Raw genomic sequence first — 19,695 nt, 5'->3', positions numbered from 1 at the left:
CTTCTTTTCAAAAAAAGGATAGGAAGCCCTCTGGTCGAGAGTTTCCCCATCCTATCTTCTATTCTTTATTTTGCTTCTACACGGACACCTTGGGTATCAACCTTCAAGTCATGAAGTTTTCCTTTGAAAGGTTGCTTTTCCAATTCTGCCTTAATCGTTGGTATCTTGTCATGAGAAGCCAAGACCATAACTGTCGGCCCAGCACCAGAGAGGTAGGTTGCATAGGCACCATTTTCTTTGGCCACTTGCTTAATCGTCGCAAATTCTCTCACCAAGTCCTGACGATAGCGTTCATGGAAGAGGTCTCCCTCGATTGCTTGACCAGCTGTCACCATATCTCCTACCAACAAGGCAGCAACCGCCACATTGGCGATAGAACTAGCTGCAACAGCTTCCTTGTAAGACAATTTCTTAGGCAAGACGCCACGGCTGTCTCGAGTACGCAATTCATAGTTTGGAATATAGGCTAGAAAATCACACTCTGGGAAGTCTGCTACGATAGCAGAAACTTGTCCATCAACTGAGCTTGCAATAACGAGATTACCATAAATGGCTGGAGCCACATTATCTGGATGTCCCTCAATCTTGGTCGCCAACTGCAACTTTTCATGGTCAGATAAGTTAAGATTGCCTAATTGGTTGGCTAGTTCAATCCCAGCAACAATAACAGAGCTAGAAGAACCCAAACCACGCGCCAAGGGAACATCACTAGTCATTTTCAAACGTCTTGGCTGCAAATCTGGTACAATTTGCAAAGCGATTTTGAGCAAGAGATTACGCTCATCGTGGGGAATCCATTTGCCAATCTGGTGTTCAATCAGCCACTCATCTCGTTCTTCACAGACCTCAATTTGAAGATACTTGGTTACAGCTACACCGACCGAGTCAAATCCTGGCCCGATATTGGCACTGGTTGCAGGTACAATAATCTTCATCTTATTCTCCTAGCACCTTAAAGGTATTCAAGAGGTCGAATTCTGAAACCTTCTTCAATTCAGCTGAGACATTTTCAAGCTGGGCTTTATTAATCTTGTGTGTGATGATAACGACACGCGCCTTGTCACCCTCTTTTCCATCTTGGAGGATTTGCTTGAAGGAAATATCTTGGGCATTAAAGATTTCAGCCAACTTCAAGACCTGACCTTTTGAGTCTGGTGCCAAGATTGAGAAGTAGTAATTTGCTTTGACATCCTCTGGATTTGCCAAGACCAAGTCACGGCTGTATTCGTTGAAGTCTTTACCAATGGTTCCATCATTCAGGCGACGAACGATACGGACAATGTCCGCCACAACACTTGTTGCAGTTGGTTTTTGACCAGCACCTGGTCCGTAGTACATAGACTCACCAATACCGATAGATTCTACAAAGACAGCGTTCATTACCCCATTCACACTAGCAAGTGGGTGCGCTTTAGGTAGGAAGGTTGGAGTTACTTCCGCAGCAATTCCTGAAGGAGTTTCCTCAATAGAACCAACCAATTTCACTACATAACCAAGCTCTTGTGCTACAGCTACGTCTTCTGGTGTAATGTTGCGGATTCCCTTGTGGGCTACATCGTCAAAGGCAACCTTCATGCCAAAGGCAAATTGGCTCAAAATCACCATCTTGTAGGCGGCATCAATCCCATCTACGTCATTTGTAGGGTCACTTTCTGCAAAACCTAGTCTTTGTGCTTCCGCAAGAGCATCATCGTAAGACCAGCCTTCTTCGACCATCTTGGTCATCATAAAGTTAGAAGTTCCGTTAACGACACCAAGCACACGCGTGATTTTATCAGAAGCCAAGGAATTTGCCAAGGTACGAAGAATTGGAATACCACCAGCTACTGCTGCTTCGTAGTAAAGTGCTACCTTGTTAGCTTTAGCGATTTCTAACAATTCTGCACCATGGACAGCCAAAAGGTCCTTGTTAGCAGTAACAACGTGTTTCCCAGCTTCCAAGGCACGAGTGATAAAGGTTTTAGCAGGTTCGATACGCCCCATCAATTCCACTACGATGGTAATGGCTTGGTCTGACAAAATATCATCCACATTGGTTACAAAGTTAAAGTCATTTCCTGCTGCAAGCAAGCGATTCTTTTCATCTTCATCCTTGACCAATACCTTAGCAACTTCAATCTCTGAATGTGCTGATTGATTGATTTTTTCTCCATTTTCCTTTAGGAGGAAAGGCACACCACTTGCAACGGTACCAAATCCTAGTAAAGCAATTTTAACTGTCATGTTTGTCTCCTCGAAATTTTCTAATATAGCCATTATAACAGAATTTTGTGAAAATTCCTATTATAGTAAATCACTATTTCAGTATAAAAAGAAAAAACGAATCAGACGATTCGCTCTCCTTAAAATCTGAAAATAGCTTTCCAGAAATGATTATCCAATCTTTTGCAAATTCAGCACTGCATCGTGATTCATCAAGACTTGGCCATACTCTTGCAAAACAGAGCGACTGATATCACTATCGTCCGCAAACTCGCGCATACGGGCCAACAGCCAAGCTGGATATGGACTTGGATGATTTTCAATATCCACTAAAATGGTCAAATAATAGCGCCCATTCATCTTGTAGAGTTCAGAAGTTTCCATCTCAAAAGTCACTGTCTGGGCAAAAGCCACCAAGTCAGCCAACTTAGCAAAAGAAAGGATGTAATAGATGTAAGGCTCTTTCTTGCTTTCAACTTCTTGTTGTTCCTGCTCCTGCTCTTCTTCCTTGGCTTCGACTTGCTCTAGAGATTGAATGGCTTCGATATCATCCTTGGTTTTGTCTGCGATGCTTTTTTCCAGGGTTTTGATAAATTCATCTGGAGACATTTGAGCCAATTCTTCCATATCTGGCAAATCCGATAAGTCTTCAAAATCTAGATTTTGGTCAATCTTTGATTTAGTTACAAAGACATCTACCTTATCAGGTTTTGGAGTCACACGGAAGCTCAACATGCCTGTATCCAGAAAGCTATCAGGCATCTCTAACTCATCCAAGATAGCATAAAAGAACTCTTCTGTTTTTTCCTGAGGAACGAGAAAGTCAGCAATCTCCATTCCTCGATCCATCAAATCTTCTAAAGACATCGTGATTTTCAAAGTTGTATCACTAATTTGTTTCATTTTCATTGCTAGTAACCTCATACTTTCAGTTCTATCTATTATACTAGATTTTTACGATTTTATCAAAAGAAGGCTCCTCTGTCGGGATAGATTTTCCATAGGGTAACTTCTGTAGAAGACTCTAATACTCTTCGAAAATCTCTTCAAACCACGTCAGCTCTATCTGCAACCTCAAAACAGTGTTTTGAGCAACCTGCGGCTAGCTTCCTAGTTTGATTTTTGATTTTCATTGAGTATAAAAGAAAATTTCTGCTAACAAATAGAAAAAGCCTTCAAAATCGGCTCTTAGCCAACTTTGAAGACCTGATGCATCAGAATGCTTATAATTTAAAGGTTGCTACACCGAGGATAGAACGATTTAAGTTTCTGAGAATTTGAAGACTTTGCTCAAACTTCTTATAACGAGTCACTCCGTACTCTTCAACAAGAAGGACTGTATCTCTTTCCAAAAGCGATGGCACATCTTGTAAATCGACAAAATGCATTCCTTTTAAAGCCTCTTGACTCTGTTTCAATTTATCTAGGATAGCTTTATTTGAGCTAACAATGGTCAATTCCTGTCCAGCATTTTTGTATGACAAGACATCTGCTAGGTTAGCAATTGTTGTAATCTCTGTTACAAAATCAATTTGATACTGAGAAAAATCACCTGCTCTATTGATTGTTGGGTTAAAGAGATAAACCAATACATTTCCCATCACAACCAAAATCACACAGACTACTCCAATAACAGCTAAACGGAGAATCAAATTCTTCACATTCAATCCAAGCGCTGTCTCACCATTTGCATTCAATTCTTTAGAGTTGATGGTTTCCAGTTTTTCAATTTTCACATTTGCATAGGTATGTTTAAATTTCTCAATCAATCCATCAATTTTTCGCTCTAACAAGTCATTGACATCTTTACTTGGTGTCAAAATTTTCACACCGACCCCTGCATCGTCAATCATATAGTAGACGGTCAATTTTTTCCACCAATAGTCATTCGTTGAATTTTTCAAGGTTGTTTCTGTCGTGTCTAATTCACTGGCCATTTTTTTCAGTTCACTCGGTTCTACATCATTGAAAAGATAAGCTCCATTCAAATTCCCATCAATCAATTTCCCGTAGAAATCACTATAACCACCAATTTGATGATTCAAAATCGTTTTAGCTGAATCTTCTGGAGGGGTGATTTTATAGCTGATATAAGTTGAATAACTTGTTGTGTCTTTGACAGTATTTTTATTCTTAACAGCTTTAATTGTGAATGGTACAGCAATGAGAGCAAATAAAGCGATGAGAGCTAAAATATTTGCTTTTCGTTTTTTGTAAAGATTTGCAAATAAATCAGCTACTGAATAATGTTCAAACATGATTTTTTTCTCCTTTGTTTAGTAGATACTGGTTTTCCTTTGTAAGCATTTTTGCTACAAATATCATCACAAGAACAATTCCCCAGAATTGCATTGTAAATAGATTGAAGAAACTTTCTGAAAAGCTACTTCTTGGCATAAAGAATAGATTATTCAAGATGAGTAGGGACAAAGCAAATAGGATTGTTCTTGAGCGATAGGCTACTTGCAACATGGCTATAAATAGCATGCCAAGTAAGAGACTAAGTAGAAAGACTCCTATCATACCATAGTCTGTATACAACTCCATGATATAGCTACTTCCGATACCATGTCCTTTCAAGTATTCCTTGTTCAAAACAAGATAGGACAGGTTGTGGGCATAACTATTACTATCAATAGCTAGCTCCACACTATTGGTTGTGTGTTCAAAGGCTTTTCCTCCGAAAATGGCCCCCAAACTTCCCCTTGCAAAATAATCAAGAACAGGACCAAAAGTAAAATTACGGAAATCTCGGTAAGGGAGGCTACTGTTAAATAGAAAACCTCGAGCCAGAACACCAAAACTAGTCCCTTGTTTATAGATAAAGTCAAGTAAGATATCCCAGAAACCTGTATGGGAAACCTGAACATTATCCCGTACATAATTGAGCACTCCCATCGCTAACATGAGAATAGGAGAACCCACAAAAATCGCTAACTTTTCTTTAAACCCAATCCATTTTCCCTTTTCAGTTTGCTCCCGCATGAAGTAATAAACGAAAGCAAATAAAATACTTAAAATAAAGGGATTTCGTGTCCCAATTGCCAAATGAATAGTATTGGCTGCAATAAAGGAGACAAGCACTGCTGTGGCCTGCCATTTCTTTGGCTTGGTTGCCAGATACATACACATTGCATAGACCGTAAAGGTTGATAAGATATAGGTAAAATAGGGAAGTTTACTTTCAAAATTTGCATAGTAGGCATAGTAGGACGTCTGCAAGCGATACAAGAGCCGTTCGAATAACCGAATGAAATAGAAAGGATAGGTGAGAAGAAAAACTCCTAGCGATACAAAGCGTAACCGCTTGATATAAACCTCTTTTAGAGAATTTCCTATATTTGCTACTTTTATTTTCTTCCTAGCTATGAAGTAACGAGCCAGGACGCCTCCTGTGGTCAATCCCAATATCGAAACCATGACAACTATAAAGGCAAAACGATAGGCTATGGGATGATAGGTATCCAAAGCGCCATCTCTAAAATAATCAATGGTCGGTCTTGATACCAGAAAGACAAAAATAGTTAAATAGAAAATAAAATGGATTAAGTAATACTTGATATCATTCCAACAAGCAATTAAGCTACTAACCAGTAAGAACAATAAAGTAGAAAGCAAGCTAACATTGTTATTATTAAACAGATACACAATTCCACTTACTAGCGTCAAGGCATAACTGACTAGGGTCAAACTAAATAATAATCGTTTTCCATCAATCACTTGCTCACCCCCGTTCTAATGTAATTTTTTAGATTTTTCAATATTTTTCAGTAATAAGAATCGGTATAAGGAAATATTTATGAATAGAGCCAAAGCACTAATTCTTCTCCCCTTACGGAAAATTGGATTCCTAGCAATAGCAAAGGCATGGCCTTTTAAAAAACGATGAATCTGAGAATAGGCTTCAAATTGTTTATACTGATCATCTAGTAACATCTTATCCAGAATAAAGAAGTGGGCATAGGCCAATCTGAAAAAAGCGACCTCTTTCAAATCAGGATAGTTTTTCATAACTTCATTGTAAAACTTTTGGTAGATATCAATATAGGCTAAATCCTTCTCTGCATAGGGTTTGGTCGTAATACTATCCCCTCTATGGAAATAATAATAATAGGGTTTAGTATTAACAACGTACTTCTTAGCCAACTTGATTAAATCAAAATGATAATAAGCATCTTCATAAATCAATCCCTTTGGAAAGGATAGGGCAGTTGCAATCTCTCTCCTGATTAGCTTATTGCAGATCGTTCCAGGTATTTTTTCACCTATGAGGTATTCCTTTAGAAATGTTTGAGAATCACAGACAAAATAATCATCCTGATTGGCTGACTGTGGGCTTTCATCATTAGAATAGACATTCATGACACCACAGCTCGAAACATCCGCATCTTCTTGAATTAATTGCTCATATAAGCTCTGAATCATTTCTGGATGGATATAATCATCTGAGTCAATAAAAATCAGATAATCTCCGTGAGCCTGCTTCATTCCATCATTTCGTGCTTGTGACAAACCTTCATTCTTTTTATGAAGCACTGACACCCTATCATCTAGTTCAGCGATTGAATCACACAAGCGACCACTTTCATCTGTTGCACCATCATCAACAAGAATGATTTCCAGATTTTGATAGGTCTGCTTCTGAATGGAAGCTATCGATTTTTCTAGGTACTGCGCCACATTATAGACTGGCACAATCACACTAATTAATGCAGTTTCCATGCTACTCCTCTAATAGTTTTTCTACTTGTTCGATTTGTTTGGCAATTGTAAATTGTTGAATGAATTGACTAGCCTCATCGACATCAAAGTTTGAGGCAGAAGTCATATAGTTCGTAATTGCCTGAGCTGCCTCTTGATTGCTCTCAATGATTTGTCCAAATCTTCCTTCTTGGGATAGTTCCTCAGCACCTCCAACATCCGTAGAGACAAAAGGGATTCCAAGGCTCAAGGCCTCCACATACACCCCAGGAAAACCTTCTTGTTTAGACATAGACAAGAGGATCTTCATCTGAGACAAATACTGGTATGGATTTTTTTGATAACCAAGGAAATGCACATAGTCTTCAAGCTCATACTCTTTAACTCGTTTTTTCAGTTCCTCTTCCATATCACCAGCTCCGATAAAATAGAGATGATAGTTTTTCCCCTCTTGGTGCAATAACCGTATCACTTCCACCACACGGTCAGAACCCTTATTTTCCTCAATCCGTCCGATGGTACAGATACTTTGAGGAGCAATCTCGATATCGATCTTCTCTTGAGATTTTTCTAAAATAGTCTTAAAATCATATCCATTGTAGACTGTCTGTAATTTAGAAGCATAATCTGGATAGACTTCCTTGATAGAATTGCTGGTCTTTTTTGAAATTCCTACAATGGTATTCGCAGCATCCAACTGGCGTCTATGTGATTCTCTTTTGGAGCTATCCTTAAGAAATTCTTCGATACTTCCATGAATCCAAGAGATCTTCTTGACTTCTCTTCTTTTAGAGAACAAAAGTGGAGGATTCATAATGGTAAAGGAAACTTCAACATCATAGTCATCTTTCACCAGTAAGCGACGTGTCAATCTTGGAAAATAAATTCTCATTCTCCACAAAAAAGCTCGTAACCATCTAGCTTGGCGGTAATCTTGAAGGGATTTTAAAATGCCTACATGCTTGGGAACAGATTCGTATCCCTTGTCAAAGTGCTCCATTTCAAGAATATCAATATCATACTTTTCTGGATCCAGATTTGAAACAATGGTAGACAGAATCTTCTCTGCGCCACCTCCGAGAGAAAAAGACCACATAAAAAATAATATTTTTTTCTTAGCCACCATATTCTCCCTTGTATTCTGTATAAGACTTATCCATATCAGCGATGACAGTATCATGATGCGGTACTTGCTTATTTGCTGGCGGAGGTGTCATGTAGTCTCCAAAAGCAGTACTGAGATAGGCATCATAACCAACTGGAATAGGCATCTTTGTCCCTTCAAATGGTAAGAAAAGATTATCCTCAAAAGATGCGATTGGGTACTTGTTTCTCATGTAGCCAGGACCTGAGCATAATTCCGTGATTCCATCGCTCTCAGCTAGACTGTACTTGGTCATTTCTTTTTCAGCTTTTTTCCAAATGCGATAACGGAGAGATTTTGGAGTCAACCCCAGTAAAATACGGCTTCCCCACTTCATAAGTGCACCATGTTTTTCTGGAATAGTTTGGGCACAAAAGAGTGAATAAATCAAAGCCCAACGAACCTGTTTTTTCCGCTCAGCTGGATTTTTCGGATAATAATCCAAAGGCAAAACATCCAAGGCCAGACCATGTGGCAAATCCAAATCTTGCTGATAAGGCTTAATACAAGTCGTTTCCTTGTCACGAATAGTAATAAAAAGATTGCGGTCGACAAAATCCTTGTTACTCTTTGACAAGAAATAACGCTCATCTGCATAACGAGGCCATAATTCTGCCAATTTTTCATAATCCTTACGGGGCATAAAAAAGTCTAGGTCGTCATCCCAAGGAATGAAACCCTTGTTTCGAAGGGCACCAATAGCGCCTCCCCCACAGAGATAGCAAAGCAAATCATGTTCTTTACAAAAAGCCACAAAATATTCAGCCATCTCCAGGCTACGATCCTGAATTGCTTTTAAATCAGTCATATTATTCATTATTCTTTCTATCGTATCGTTTCATTATACCACAAATAGGGGGTGAAAATCTATTAGAGACTGTAAAAAATCAAAGCCTGACTGCTAGATAAATAGCCTTCAAGCTTTGATTCTCCTATCTTATTTTATCTCAAACCCATCTGAGACAATTTATTCTGATATTTGTTTTGATCAACCAGCAAGCCCAAGCCTCCATAAACATCATAGGCATCTACCCAGTCACCCAGTTCTGGAATCGTCAATTTTTCAATACCATTTTTTGCTCCATCCAAAACAGATAAACCGTTTGTTAGGAGGAAAGTATAGGGTGCGTTGGTTGAGGTCATAGCAAAAACCTTTCCAAGAGCTTCAGAACCAGTGAAAAGTTTAGTAGGATCTTTAATTTGCTCTAAAATTGCTGTTAAAACTTGTTGCTGTCTTTTGGTACGGCCGTAATCCGCCTCATCGTCATCACGGAAACGAGCATAATTGAGCAGGGTCGAGCCGTTCATCTGCTGCTTCCCGACTTTGATGGTTTGGGTTGGAGACTCAGTCTCAGTAGCGTGTAAATCATCTCCGACTGTAGCTTCTGTTAGTGGACGCCCATTCAATGTTGAAAATTGAGCATCAATTGTCACCCCATCAGGGAAAAGCGTGTCAATCGCTGTGGCAAAGGCCTGAAAATCGACCAAGGCGTAGTACTTAATGTCCAAGTCAAAATTATCTTTCAAGACTTGGCGAACCATTTCTGCCCCTTTTTGCCCCTCTTGTTCTCCTAACTCATAGGCTACGTTTAACTTGTTATCCGTCTGTTTTCTACCGTTAATGACTTGGCTGTAACCGTCTATATAAACCAAATTGTCACGCATGAAGCTGACCAGCTTCATTTTCTTATCCGAACCGCCAACATTTAATACCATAATAGAGTCCGTCCGCGTCTCAGCACTATTTTGACCGATTCGCCCATCAGTACCCATGATCAAAATATTAACTCCATCTCTGGTATCTTGACCATTAAAGACTTGAACCTGTGCTGCCTTAGCATCAGCAGTTTTCTTTGCACTAGCATCTTGATAACCACGTAAAAACATGAATACCATGGCTAAAGCCACACAGACTAGAAGAGAGAAAATCACCATAAAAATGCGTTTAAGACGGAGCTTCCGTCTTTTCTTTTTGGGAGGAGCAGAGTGTGCTTGTGATTTGGATTGTGAGCGACTCCGGTTCGCATAGCTTGGTAAGTCAACCTGCTCTTCTCTTTCTTGTTCCAAGCTGGAACTACTATTTACCCTAGCAAGAGTTAGCTTTTCTTGCAAATAGGCAAACTCATTTTTTTCTCTCTCATTGAGATAGTGAATATTTTTTAGCAAATAATCATAACGTAATTTTTCATGATGACTGAGAGGATTTTCTTTACTCATCTTCTCTCCTTTCCATGGTCTGATATTGGATAAATCGGATAGGCACCCAGAACTTTATACTGGATTCCAATTGCTTCTAGTTCTTTTTGGGCAAAGTGGACCAGATCCTTATCAGTATAGTCTACATCGATAATGAAAAAGTATTCGCCCAGTGCTGTCTTGAGTGGACGACTTTCAATTTTTGTCAGGTCAATTCCTCGCCAAGCAAAGGTCGAAAGGGCCTTGTAGAGGGCACCGGGAAGATTGTCAGGTAAGGTCAATGCCAAACTCATTTTTTCAGTTTGTACCTGCAAAGGAATAGCTGTACCTTCAGCTCCCAGAACCCAGAAACGTGTGAAATTAGCTTCCATTTCCTGAATATCTTCAGCAATCAGTTCTAAGCCATATTCTTCGGCAGAACTTCTAGGTGCAATGGCTGCATAAGGCTGGTCTGGATGTTCGGAAATAAAACGGGCCGCATAAGCTGTACTAGCTGTTACCTCGATTTGAGCCTCTGGATACTGTTCATCGATAAATTTCTTTCCTTGAGCCAAGGCCTGTGGATGAGAAAAAATCTTTTCAATCTTAGTGTGACCTAGAACCACCATCAACTGCTGATGAATAGGCTGAACGATTTCTGCAACTGCTTGAATGCGAGCCTGATGAAAAAGGTAGTCCAAGGTTTCATGAACACTACCCTCGATAGAATTTTCAACTGGCACCACAGAATAGTCCACCAAACCTTGCTCATAGGCCTTGATGACATCTGTAATATTGGCAAAAGCCTGCAATTCCTCATGAGGAAAAGCTGTCTGCACAACGTGGTGTGAAAATGATCCCTTGGGACCTAGATAAGCAATTTTCATCTCAGTTCCTCTATAATTTCCTCTGGGCTTAACTTGGTCACATCCAAAATCCGACTGGCTACTTCCTCATACCAGGCCTGTCTTTCTTGAAAAATAGCTGCTAGTTCATCCTTGCTATTATTTAGAAAAAGCGGGCGCTGATTGTCCTTATCAGCTGCGATACGTTGGTAGAGGGTTTCAAAATCAGCTTTCAGATAGATATTATCAGAATTGGTTTTGAGTAAGTCGCGATTTTTCTGAGAAATGACCACTCCTCCACCAGTTGACACAACTTGATTTGTTTCTAGTAAATCAGCTAGGACTTCAGACTCTATCTGACGAAAGGTCACTTCTCCCTTTTCGGCGAAAAAATTCGCAATAGACATGCCTAAGCGCTTCTCTATCAGAGCATCCATATCGAGATAATCTGGGTCCAAGCCTCTTGCAATAGTCGATTTGCCAGCCCCCATAAATCCGAGTAATACCTTAGCCATGAATCAAGTTCTCCAAATCATCAAAGAAGCTAGGATAGCTGGTATTGATAGCTTCAGCACGATCAAGATCCACCTCTCCATCTGCAACCAAGAGGGCCGCGATAGCCGTCATCATGCCGATACGATGGTCTCCAAAAGTATTGACTCTAGCACCGTGAAGGGCGGATTTCCCTTTGATAATCATTCCATCTGCTGTAGGGGTGATATCCGCACCCATGCTATTTAAAGCATCTGCCACCACCTGAATACGGTCTGTTTCCTTGACCTTGAGTTCCTCAGCATCCTTGATAACTGTTACACCTTGGGCTTGGGTCGCAAGTAGAGCGATAACTGGCAACTCATCAATCAAGCGTGGAATCAAAGCGCCACCAATCTCTGTTCCTTTCAAGTCAGAAGATTCAATAGTCAAGGTAGCAGATTTAGCAACTGGGTCAATTTCAGTTATTTCCAATTTTCCACCCATGGCGCGAATAACATCAATGATACCGGTGCGCGTTTCGTTGATGCCCACATTCTTAAGCACCACACGAGAGTTTGAAACAATCAAACCTGCGACCAACCAAAAGGCTGCACTGGAAATATCTCCTGGAACAACCACCTTTTGTCCTGACAATTTTTGTGGTCCTTGAACTGTGATTTTCTTGCCATCCACACTTAAATGACCACCGAATTGTTGCAACATATCTTCAGTATGATTACGGGTGCACTCTTTTTCGATAATTACAGACTCTCCCTGGGCCTGCAAAGCTGCAAACATCAAGGCTGACTTGACTTGGGCAGAGGCAATTGGCAACCCATAATGAATAGGTCTTAGGTTTTTCGTCCCTTTTAAGTGAAGAGGAGGCAAGTCTCGCTCAGTTTGTCCCGAAATGCTAACGCCCATTTTTTTCAATGGAATAGTCACACGGTCCATTGGACGTTTGGAAAGACTATCATCTCCAAACATTTCTACTTCAAAGTCTGCACCAGCAAGGACACCTGAAATCAGACGAATCGAGGTTCCAGAATTTCCCATATCAAGGGCATTTTGTGGCGCTTTCAAGCCATCCATGCCTACACCTTGAATAGTAATAACCCCATCTTTATCCTCAATTTCAACACCAAGGTCACGAAAAACCTGCATGGTCGAAAGAACGTCCTCGCCACGCAAAATATCATAAACCTTGGTCTCTCCCTCAGCTAAACTTCCAAAGATAATGGAACGGTGGCTGATAGACTTGTCACCTGGGACGCGGATACTACCATGTAAATGGCGAATGTTTGTTTTTAGTTTCATACTGGACCTCATACTTGCAATACTTTTACCTATTTTATCATAAAAAGCCAGAAATTCCTTAAAAATTTCTGACTTTAGGATAGTTATTTTCTTATTTTAGCAATTCTGAAACTGGTTCGAAAACAATTTTTTCAATGTCAGAAAGGTAAATCGCCAATTGTTGTTGCTTGGTAAAGAATTCTGACAAGAGGCTGTTCCCCTGAATCTGCTTGCCAAAGCCTTCCATCTTCGCTTGGAAGGATGCATCTGGCATTTGACCTGTCTGCGCTAGTTTTTGAATTTCCTCTTGGAAAGCAACATATTCTGTAAAGATTTTGCTCGCCTCAGCGTCTGCTGCAATCGCATCTTTAGCCGCTTTGACAGCCTTGTATTCTGGTAATTCGCGTAGACCGCGACTGAGTTCGTTTGCACTATCGTAAATATTTGACATGATTTTCTCCTTATTTGATGACGACTGTGTAGTCGGTATTTTCTGTTATGAGGTACTCGGCTCGTTCCAAGTCTTGAGCATTTTTAAATGAAATTTGTAGGATCCCGTGAATATCCTCACGGTTTTCCTCATTGATGTGAATATTAACCAAGGAAGTTCCACGTAGCAATTCCAAGATTCGTAAAATAACGTCTTCTTCATCGGGAACGTCAACATAGAGGTTGTAAGAGCTATCCACACCACCACGCTTATGGATTTCCATGGCCTGACGTTGCTCACGCGCTTGATTGAAAAAGTTCCAAATCTGCTCTTCATCTCCCTTGCTGATGGCCTGACCAATCGCTTCCAAACGTTCCTTGAAATCCTCAATCCGCTCTAGGATAGTCTCACGATTGGACAAGAGAATGGAAGTCCACATACCCGGATCGCTTTCCGCAATTCGAGTCATATCTCGAAAACCACCGGCCGCAAAGCGCCTTGCCATCTCATGTTCTTGAGCATAGACCGCGGTCTGCTCCATGAGACTAGAAGCTAGAATATGAGGAAAATGGCTAATCTGAGAAGTCACCCGATCATGCTCCTTGGCATCAATCTCGATAAAACGAGCATGAAGACCTGAAAGCAAGTCCCTCATTTCCTCAAGCGTGTCCTGACCTGTCAGACTCGAAGGTGTAAAGATATAATAGGCATTTTCAAAAAGATTAACATCCGCAGAAGCAGCCCCTGTCTTGTGGCTACCAGCCATGGGATGTGCCCCGACAAAGCGAACAGGCTTACCAGCCAAATATTGCTCCGCCGCATCCACAATGGCTGACTTGGTCGAACCAGCATCTGAGATAATCACGCCTTCTTTCAAGTCCAAGTCGGCCAACTCCTTAATGAAAGCAATGGTTTGTTTGATTGGCAAGCTAAGAATAATGATATCTGCCAAAGGAGCAAAACTGGCAAAATCATCCGTTGCACGGTCAATCATGCCTTCTTTCAAGGCGATATCTCTCGAAGCTTGACTTCGATTATAACCCAAAATCTCATAATCAGGATGATCGCGTTTGATGCCGAGTGCCATAGAGGCACCAATCAATCCAAGGCCTGCGATATAGACTGTTTTTGCCATAGGAACTCCTTAATAGTTCTTTGTATAGTCTCGGTGTTTAGCTACCGCTTCTTTTAATTCCTCAAGATTGTCTGATGAGAATTTTTCAAGGATTTCTTGTGCCAAAACCGTAGCCACAACGGCTTCCATGACCACTCCTGCAGCTGGAAGGGCGGTCGGATCACTTCTCTCAACAGTTGCCTTGTAAGGTTCGTGGGTTTCGATATCCACACTCATAAGTGGTTTGTAGAGAGTAGGAATAGGTTTCATGACTCCACGAACAACAATGGGTTGCCCATTAGTCATACCACCTTCAAAGCCACCCAGATTATTGGTGCGACGAGTATAGCCGTCTTCTTTAGACCAGAGAATTTCATCCATAACCTGGCTACCTTTGCGGTAACCAGCTTCAAAGCCAAGACCAAATTCCACCCCTTTAAAAGCATTGATAGAAACAACGGCTTGGGCCAATCGCGCATCCAATTTTCTGTCCCATTGGACATAGGAACCAAGGCCGACTGGTACGCCTCCAACGACTGTCTCGACAACTCCACCGATGGTATCACCGTCACGCTTGATTTGGTCAATGTAGTCCTTGATTTCCTGTTCCCGTTCTTGGTTGACAATAGAAACTTCTGACTGGGCAGCTCGTTGCTTGATTTCAGCCACTGTCAGATTTTCAGGTACATCGATTTCCTTGCCACCAAAGACCACGACATGGTTGGCAATCTCCATATCCAGCTCAACCAAGAGGCGTTTGGCTACTACGCCAACTGCCACCCGCATGGTGGTTTCACGAGCAGATGAGCGCTCCAAGGAATTACGCAAATCATCAAAACGGTACTTGATCCCCCCAACCAAATCGGCATGTCCTGGGCGAGGATGGGTGATTTTTCGTTTGCTTTTAAGGCGGTCTTCAATGTCCTCCGCAGACATGATATCCAACCATTTCTGATGGTCCTTATTGACGACATCCATGGTAATGGGAGCCCCAGTAGTCCTCCCATGGCGAACACCCGAAGTAAAGATAACTTGGTCGCTCTCAATCTTCATACGACCACCTCGGCCGTATCCACCCTGACGACGTTTCAAATCCTCATTGATGTCCTCTGCTGTCAAAGGAAGTCCAGCTGGAATTCCTTCAATGATAGCCGTCAGACGGGGACCGTGTGATTCTCCTGCAGTTAAATATCTCATACACTCTCCTTATTTTACCAAGTAGTCTTTCATCTCTTCCAGAGAAACTGGGTGAATGGTCGCTGAGCCAAGCTCTGGCACCAAGACCAATTTCAAGGTATTGCCACGCGCTTTCTTATCATGAGTCAAAGCCTGATAAAGCTTGTCAACATCCCAGTTTTCATAGTCAACAGGTAGTCCAAATTTCTGACACATCTTTGTGATAGATTGCGTAATGCCAGCTGGCATGAGTCCCTTTTCCTCAGCAATCTTGGAAATCTGAACCATTCCCATAGCCACAGCCTCACCATGCATGACCTTTCCATAACCGGCAGTTGCTTCAATAGCATGACCAATAGTGTGGCCAAAATTGAGGTAAAGGCGTACACCATTGTCCAACTCATCCTCAACTACCATCTTGCGCTTGACCTGACAAGAATGTTCAATCAAGGTCTCTGCATATTCCAGAATGCTCTCAACAGAACCATCCAGCTCCGTCAAGAGAGCCCAAAGTTCTGGATCCTCAATCAAGCCATACTTGATAACTTCACCCATTCCTTCAAGCAACTCTCTTTTTCCGAGGGTTTCAAGAACAAGTGGGTCAATCAGAACCCCGTCTGGTTGGGCAAAGGTCCCCACCATATTTTTAGCAAATGGAGTATTAACACCCGTCTTTCCACCGATAGAAGAATCCACCTGGGCTGTCAAGCTAGTCGGTATCTGAACAAAGTGAATACCCCGCATATAGGTAGAGGCTACAAAACCAGCCAAGTCCCCAACGACACCACCACCAAGAGCCACGATTCCGTCACTACGAGTCAGCCCCTGCTTAACTAGAAATTCATAGACTTTCTGAACAGTGGTTAAATTCTTTCTTTCTTCACCTTCTAAAAAGTCAAAAACCGCTACCTGAAAACCAGCATCTTCTAGGCTGAGCTTGACCTTCTCTGCATAAAGAGAAGCTACATGGTTGTCTGTTACAATGACCACTTTTTGTGGTTGCCAGAGTTCTCGCAACCATTGACCAGCCTGAGCCAGACAACCTTTTTCAATCTGAATATCATAAGGATGATGAGGAATATCGATTCTGATTTTCATAGGAGAATCTCCTTTTCTTTATTGGTATTTTTCTGTTAAAGACTGCCAAATTTCTTCTGTCGGCATTTCCTTGCCTGTCCACAGTTGAAAAGCTTCTGCAGCTTGATAGAGCAACATTCCCAGACCATTGACGGCTGGATTGCCCTGCCTCCTAGCCCATTTTAAAAATGGCGTTTCAAAGGGTTGGTAAATAATATCTGCCACCAAGATAGTTTCTGGCAAATTGATGCTTTCAGGAACTGGGGATGATTTACCATCCATGCCCACACTGGTGGCATTGACCAGCAAATCCGACTCGGCAATCCTTGCTTGCAGTTCCGAAACATCTTCTAAAGCATACAAGTCCACTTTAAAGCCTGTTTGCTCCTGTAACTTGTCTAGGTAAGGTCTTGTTTTTACCATAGAAACGGAACGAACAAAGACCGAAATCTGACTGACGCCATCCAAAATAGCCTGTGCCAAGATTGATTTGGCCGCACCACCTGCACCCAGCAGGGTCATCTTCTTACCTGAAATTGTAAAAGAAGGCAAGCTCTTAAAAAATCCCTTGCCATCTGTATTATATCCAATTAAATTGCCATTCTCATTGACAACCGTATTAACCGCACCAATCAAGCGTGCTTCATCGCTCAGCCCATCCAAATAAGGAATCACCTGCTCCTTATAGGGCATGGACAGGTTGATGCCAAACATCTGGTAGCGACGAATATTGGCCACTGTGACTTCCAAGTCAGCCGCTTCAATCTCCCAAGCCACGTAAGCACCATTGGTAGCTGTCGCCTCAAAGGCACTATTGTGAATAAAGGGGGAAATAGAATGCTTAATAGGATTGGCAACAACGGCAGCTAAACGTGTATAGCCATCAAGCTTCATCCAAAATCTCCCGAATTTTTTTCATGTTAGCTAGGGAAATCTGACCTGGGGCACTTGCCTCATCTAGACTAGCAAAGGACCAGCTAGAACCAGTCACATCCGCAGTGATACGAGAGACCTTACCCACCTTGCCCATAGAAATGGTCACATATTCCTGTTCAGGATTGAGGGTTTTAAAGCCTCGTGTATAGTTCATCAAGTCTAAGACATCCTGCTCCGTATGAGCCATAGCCGCAACCTTGACAAGTTTTGGATTTAAGCTCGTCAACTCTGACAAGATTTCCATCATGTTCTCAGGTGTTTCTTGGAAATTGTGATAACTCAAAATGAGATTTGGAAAGTCCAACATTTCCTCAAAAACATCCTTGTAGCTATAGTACTCAAAATCAATATAGTCTGGTTGATAGAGTTGCGCCACTTCCTTGATTAGATGGATATATTCTTCTGGAGAAAGTTCAATTTCTCCCCCTTCAGAGCGAGTTCGCAGCGTGAAAACCAACTCACGACCTGCGAATTTTTCAAAAATAGCTGGAGCCACCTGCAAAATCGCTTCTTTAGGCAGATAGTCGGCACGCCATTCAATGATGTCGGCATCCAGGTACCTCGTGGCATCCAGAGCCTGGGCCTCCTCTAAACTTCTTGGCATTACTGAAACGATCAATTTCATTTACTAACCTTCATACTAATCACCTTGAGGTAATTACTACTTTCATCTTTTTTATTATAGGCGAAATCTGCTGGAAGACCGTATTTATTTAAAATCTGGTAACTTCTTCCTACAAAGCCTTTATCAATTTGTTCTGTAAATTTCTGGCGGGAAACATTGGCAGCATTGGTACTGGCAATGATGATTCCTCCAGGATTTAAAATCTCAAGACTCTGGGAAATCAACTTGTGATAATCCTTGGCCACAGAGAACGTTTGTTTTTTGTTCCGAGCAAAGCTAGGCGGATCTAGGACAATCACATCGTAAGTCAAGCCTTTTCGTTTGGCATATTTGAAATATTCAAAGACATCCATGACTATAAAACGATGCTCGTCTGTGCTGATTCCATTTGCCTGAAAATGCGCTTGAGACAATTCTCGTGAACGTTTGGCTAGGTCAACAGAAGTTGTCTGACTTGCTCCCCCCATAGCTGCAGCTACTGAGAAGGCTGCTGTATAAGAAAACATATTGAGCAAGGATTTACCCATAGCCAATCCATCAACCAGACTACTTCGAACTTCATGCTGGTCTAGGAAAATCCCTGTCATCAAGCCGTCATTCATAAAGACTTGATAGAGGACACCATTTTCTAAAACAGTGAAAAAGTCAGGTGCTTCTTGACCATAAATATGGGCAGATTCATAGTCCAAACCCTTAAAACGAATCTTCTCATAGGCTCCTAAAACCTCAGGAAAAACCTGTCTAAAGGCTTCTGATATAGTCTTACGAATCTGATAAACATAAGAGTTATACCAAGAAAAGACAGCATAGTCGCCATAAAGGTCCACTGTCAGACCGCCAAAGCCATCTCCCTCTTGGTTGAAGAGACGAAAGGCAGTTGTCAAATCATCTTGATAGTAGGCGCTTCTCTTTTCTTTGGCTTTTCTAAACAACGTTTCAAAGAAAGCTTGATTAAAGATCACCTTGTCTTTGCTAACAAACCAGCCCAAGCCCTTGTTTTGCTGCGAAAGGTAGGCAGTTCCAAGAAAGGTTCCTTCCTGACTCTGCACTTCTACTTCCTGATCCTTAAGATTGACATTCTCAAGATCACTGGCTTCTAGTAAAACTAGCCCCTTAGCGAGCTTCTTTTCAACCCTTTTGCTGACTCTTATTCTATTCATAACTACCATTATATCAAACTTTTAGACAATTCTCAAAAAAGAAACTACCCTTGCTTTTTTACTCTTCTTTTAAAAAATGGTATACTAATACTAATAAAAAATTAGGAAGTAAATGTGTGAAAAGCAATTTTAACAAAATCCAAAAAGCCATGGGTACCAGACTGGGTTTTGTCCTAACCCTTTTAATCCTCTATTGGCTCAAAACCTTATTAGCCTATGCCGTTGACTTTAATTTAGATATTCAAGTGGGCAAGTTGCAGGGAAATTACCTTGCCTTTATCGCCTTTTTCAATCCCCTTCCTTTGGGGCTACTCCTGCTGGCTCTAGCCCTCTATGCTCG

At 41.4% G+C, this 19,695-nt stretch carries 19 protein-coding genes and 1 pseudogene; 1 reads left to right on the top strand and 19 read right to left on the bottom strand.

Features of this window, described 5'->3' with window-relative positions:
* Positions 1 to 65: 65 nt before the first annotated feature.
* The 19 genes from thrB to WKI42_RS05355 form a co-directional block, all read right to left on the bottom strand.
* Positions 66 to 935 (bottom strand): homoserine kinase, encoded by an 870-nt coding sequence (thrB, locus tag WKI42_RS05445; RefSeq protein ID WP_368081391.1) that lies wholly within the window; start codon positions 933 to 935, stop codon positions 66 to 68.
* 1 nt (position 936) lies between these two features.
* Complete coding sequence (locus WKI42_RS05440) at positions 937 to 2,223, bottom strand: homoserine dehydrogenase (RefSeq protein ID WP_368081390.1); 1,287 nt, start codon at positions 2,221 to 2,223, stop codon at positions 937 to 939.
* 150 nt (positions 2,224 to 2,373) lie between these two features.
* A complete protein-coding gene (mecA, locus tag WKI42_RS05435) occupies positions 2,374 to 3,111 on the bottom strand; it encodes an adaptor protein MecA (protein WP_368081389.1) in 738 nt (245 codons plus the stop codon).
* A 314-nt stretch (positions 3,112 to 3,425) separates the two neighbouring features.
* Positions 3,426 to 4,460: a prephenate dehydratase gene (locus WKI42_RS05430; protein WP_368081388.1), complete on the bottom strand. Its 1,035-nt coding sequence runs from the start codon at positions 4,458 to 4,460 to the stop codon at positions 3,426 to 3,428.
* Entirely contained in the window at positions 4,453 to 5,922 is a 1,470-nt protein-coding gene (locus WKI42_RS05425) for an O-antigen polysaccharide polymerase Wzy (RefSeq protein WP_173306738.1), read from the bottom strand. The genes WKI42_RS05430 and WKI42_RS05425 overlap by 8 nt, the downstream gene beginning before the upstream one ends.
* Positions 5,923 to 5,937: 15 nt before the next feature.
* A complete protein-coding gene (locus WKI42_RS05420) occupies positions 5,938 to 6,924 on the bottom strand; it encodes a glycosyltransferase family 2 protein (protein WP_173306737.1) in 987 nt (328 codons plus the stop codon).
* Between the two features lies 1 nt (position 6,925).
* Positions 6,926 to 8,029: a glycosyltransferase gene (locus tag WKI42_RS05415; protein WP_368081387.1), complete on the bottom strand. Its 1,104-nt coding sequence runs from the start codon at positions 8,027 to 8,029 to the stop codon at positions 6,926 to 6,928.
* Entirely contained in the window at positions 8,019 to 8,864 is an 846-nt protein-coding gene (locus tag WKI42_RS05410) for a phosphorylcholine transferase LicD (RefSeq protein ID WP_368081386.1), read from the bottom strand. Before WKI42_RS05410 ends, WKI42_RS05415 begins: the two co-directional genes overlap by 11 nt.
* A 125-nt stretch (positions 8,865 to 8,989) precedes the next feature.
* Entirely contained in the window at positions 8,990 to 10,264 is a 1,275-nt protein-coding gene (gene psr, locus WKI42_RS05405; RefSeq protein ID WP_301351086.1) for a polyisoprenyl-teichoic acid--peptidoglycan teichoic acid transferase Psr, read from the bottom strand.
* Complete coding sequence (pheA, locus tag WKI42_RS05400) at positions 10,261 to 11,109, bottom strand: prephenate dehydratase (protein WP_368081385.1); 849 nt, start codon at positions 11,107 to 11,109, stop codon at positions 10,261 to 10,263. Before pheA ends, psr begins: the two co-directional genes overlap by 4 nt.
* Complete coding sequence (locus WKI42_RS05395) at positions 11,106 to 11,582, bottom strand: shikimate kinase (RefSeq protein WP_368081384.1); 477 nt, start codon at positions 11,580 to 11,582, stop codon at positions 11,106 to 11,108. Before WKI42_RS05395 ends, pheA begins: the two co-directional genes overlap by 4 nt.
* Positions 11,575 to 12,858, bottom strand: a complete 1,284-nt coding sequence (aroA, locus tag WKI42_RS05390) for a 3-phosphoshikimate 1-carboxyvinyltransferase (protein ID WP_368081383.1) — start codon at positions 12,856 to 12,858, stop codon at positions 11,575 to 11,577. Before aroA ends, WKI42_RS05395 begins: the two co-directional genes overlap by 8 nt.
* Before the next feature lie 91 nt (positions 12,859 to 12,949).
* Positions 12,950 to 13,288 carry a YlbF/YmcA family competence regulator gene (locus WKI42_RS05385; protein WP_070478366.1) on the bottom strand — a complete coding sequence of 113 codons (339 nt, stop codon included), beginning with the start codon at positions 13,286 to 13,288 and terminating at the stop codon, positions 12,950 to 12,952.
* 10 nt (positions 13,289 to 13,298) lie between these two features.
* Positions 13,299 to 14,402: a prephenate dehydrogenase gene (locus WKI42_RS05380; RefSeq protein ID WP_368081382.1), complete on the bottom strand. Its 1,104-nt coding sequence runs from the start codon at positions 14,400 to 14,402 to the stop codon at positions 13,299 to 13,301.
* Between the two features lie 9 nt (positions 14,403 to 14,411).
* On the bottom strand, positions 14,412 to 15,578 hold the full coding sequence (gene aroC / locus WKI42_RS05375) for a chorismate synthase (protein ID WP_368081381.1): 1,167 nt from the start codon (positions 15,576 to 15,578) through the stop codon (positions 14,412 to 14,414).
* A gap of 9 nt (positions 15,579 to 15,587) precedes the next feature.
* Complete coding sequence (aroB, locus tag WKI42_RS05370; protein ID WP_368081380.1) at positions 15,588 to 16,655, bottom strand: 3-dehydroquinate synthase; 1,068 nt, start codon at positions 16,653 to 16,655, stop codon at positions 15,588 to 15,590.
* Positions 16,656 to 16,673: 18 nt separating this feature from the next.
* The gene (locus WKI42_RS05365) at positions 16,674 to 17,528 is read right to left on the bottom strand and encodes a shikimate dehydrogenase (RefSeq protein WP_368081379.1); all 855 of its coding nucleotides are present in this window, start codon (positions 17,526 to 17,528) and stop codon (positions 16,674 to 16,676) included.
* Positions 17,518 to 18,195 carry a type I 3-dehydroquinate dehydratase gene (gene aroD, locus WKI42_RS05360; protein ID WP_368081378.1) on the bottom strand — a complete coding sequence of 226 codons (678 nt, stop codon included), beginning with the start codon at positions 18,193 to 18,195 and terminating at the stop codon, positions 17,518 to 17,520. Before aroD ends, WKI42_RS05365 begins: the two co-directional genes overlap by 11 nt.
* Positions 18,192 to 19,355 carry a class I SAM-dependent rRNA methyltransferase gene (locus tag WKI42_RS05355; protein ID WP_368081377.1) on the bottom strand — a complete coding sequence of 388 codons (1,164 nt, stop codon included), beginning with the start codon at positions 19,353 to 19,355 and terminating at the stop codon, positions 18,192 to 18,194. The genes aroD and WKI42_RS05355 overlap by 4 nt, the downstream gene beginning before the upstream one ends.
* Before the next feature lie 116 nt (positions 19,356 to 19,471).
* Between WKI42_RS05355 and WKI42_RS05350 the strand changes: the two are divergent.
* Positions 19,472 to 19,695 (top strand): annotated as a pseudogene (locus WKI42_RS05350) (LTA synthase family protein); the annotation flags it as partial.

The organism is Streptococcus pseudopneumoniae (assembly GCF_038148935.1).
In the GTDB taxonomy this organism is placed as follows: Bacteria; Bacillota; Bacilli; order Lactobacillales; family Streptococcaceae; genus Streptococcus; species Streptococcus pseudopneumoniae_U.
Note: the sequence above shows the minus strand (reverse complement) of the source record. Positions and strands in the feature narration are given on the sequence as shown.

Bases quoted from the DNA above. Each gene is read 5' to 3' on its own strand.
- thrB (WP_368081391.1), bottom strand. From the start codon at position 935: ATGAAGATTATTGTACCTGCAACCAGTGCCAATATCGGGCCAGGATTT.
- WKI42_RS05440 (WP_368081390.1), bottom strand. From the start codon at position 2,223: ATGACAGTTAAAATTGCTTTACTAGGATTTGGTACCGTTGCAAGTGGT.
- mecA (WP_368081389.1), bottom strand. From the start codon at position 3,111: ATGAAAATGAAACAAATTAGTGATACAACTTTGAAAATCACGATGTCT.
- WKI42_RS05430 (WP_368081388.1), bottom strand. From the start codon at position 4,460: ATGTTTGAACATTATTCAGTAGCTGATTTATTTGCAAATCTTTACAAA.
- WKI42_RS05420 (WP_173306737.1), bottom strand. From the start codon at position 6,924: ATGGAAACTGCATTAATTAGTGTGATTGTGCCAGTCTATAATGTGGCG.
- WKI42_RS05415 (WP_368081387.1), bottom strand. From the start codon at position 8,029: ATGGTGGCTAAGAAAAAAATATTATTTTTTATGTGGTCTTTTTCTCTC.
- WKI42_RS05410 (WP_368081386.1), bottom strand. From the start codon at position 8,864: ATGAATAATATGACTGATTTAAAAGCAATTCAGGATCGTAGCCTGGAG.
- psr (WP_301351086.1), bottom strand. From the start codon at position 10,264: ATGAGTAAAGAAAATCCTCTCAGTCATCATGAAAAATTACGTTATGAT.
- pheA (WP_368081385.1), bottom strand. From the start codon at position 11,109: ATGAAAATTGCTTATCTAGGTCCCAAGGGATCATTTTCACACCACGTT.
- WKI42_RS05395 (WP_368081384.1), bottom strand. From the start codon at position 11,582: ATGGCTAAGGTATTACTCGGATTTATGGGGGCTGGCAAATCGACTATT.
- aroA (WP_368081383.1), bottom strand. From the start codon at position 12,858: ATGAAACTAAAAACAAACATTCGCCATTTACATGGTAGTATCCGCGTC.
- WKI42_RS05385 (WP_070478366.1), bottom strand. From the start codon at position 13,288: ATGTCAAATATTTACGATAGTGCAAACGAACTCAGTCGCGGTCTACGC.
- WKI42_RS05380 (WP_368081382.1), bottom strand. From the start codon at position 14,402: ATGGCAAAAACAGTCTATATCGCAGGCCTTGGATTGATTGGTGCCTCT.
- aroC (WP_368081381.1), bottom strand. From the start codon at position 15,578: ATGAGATATTTAACTGCAGGAGAATCACACGGTCCCCGTCTGACGGCT.
- aroB (WP_368081380.1), bottom strand. From the start codon at position 16,655: ATGAAAATCAGAATCGATATTCCTCATCATCCTTATGATATTCAGATT.
- WKI42_RS05365 (WP_368081379.1), bottom strand. From the start codon at position 17,528: ATGAAGCTTGATGGCTATACACGTTTAGCTGCCGTTGTTGCCAATCCT.
- aroD (WP_368081378.1), bottom strand. From the start codon at position 18,195: ATGAAATTGATCGTTTCAGTAATGCCAAGAAGTTTAGAGGAGGCCCAG.
- WKI42_RS05355 (WP_368081377.1), bottom strand. From the start codon at position 19,355: ATGAATAGAATAAGAGTCAGCAAAAGGGTTGAAAAGAAGCTCGCTAAG.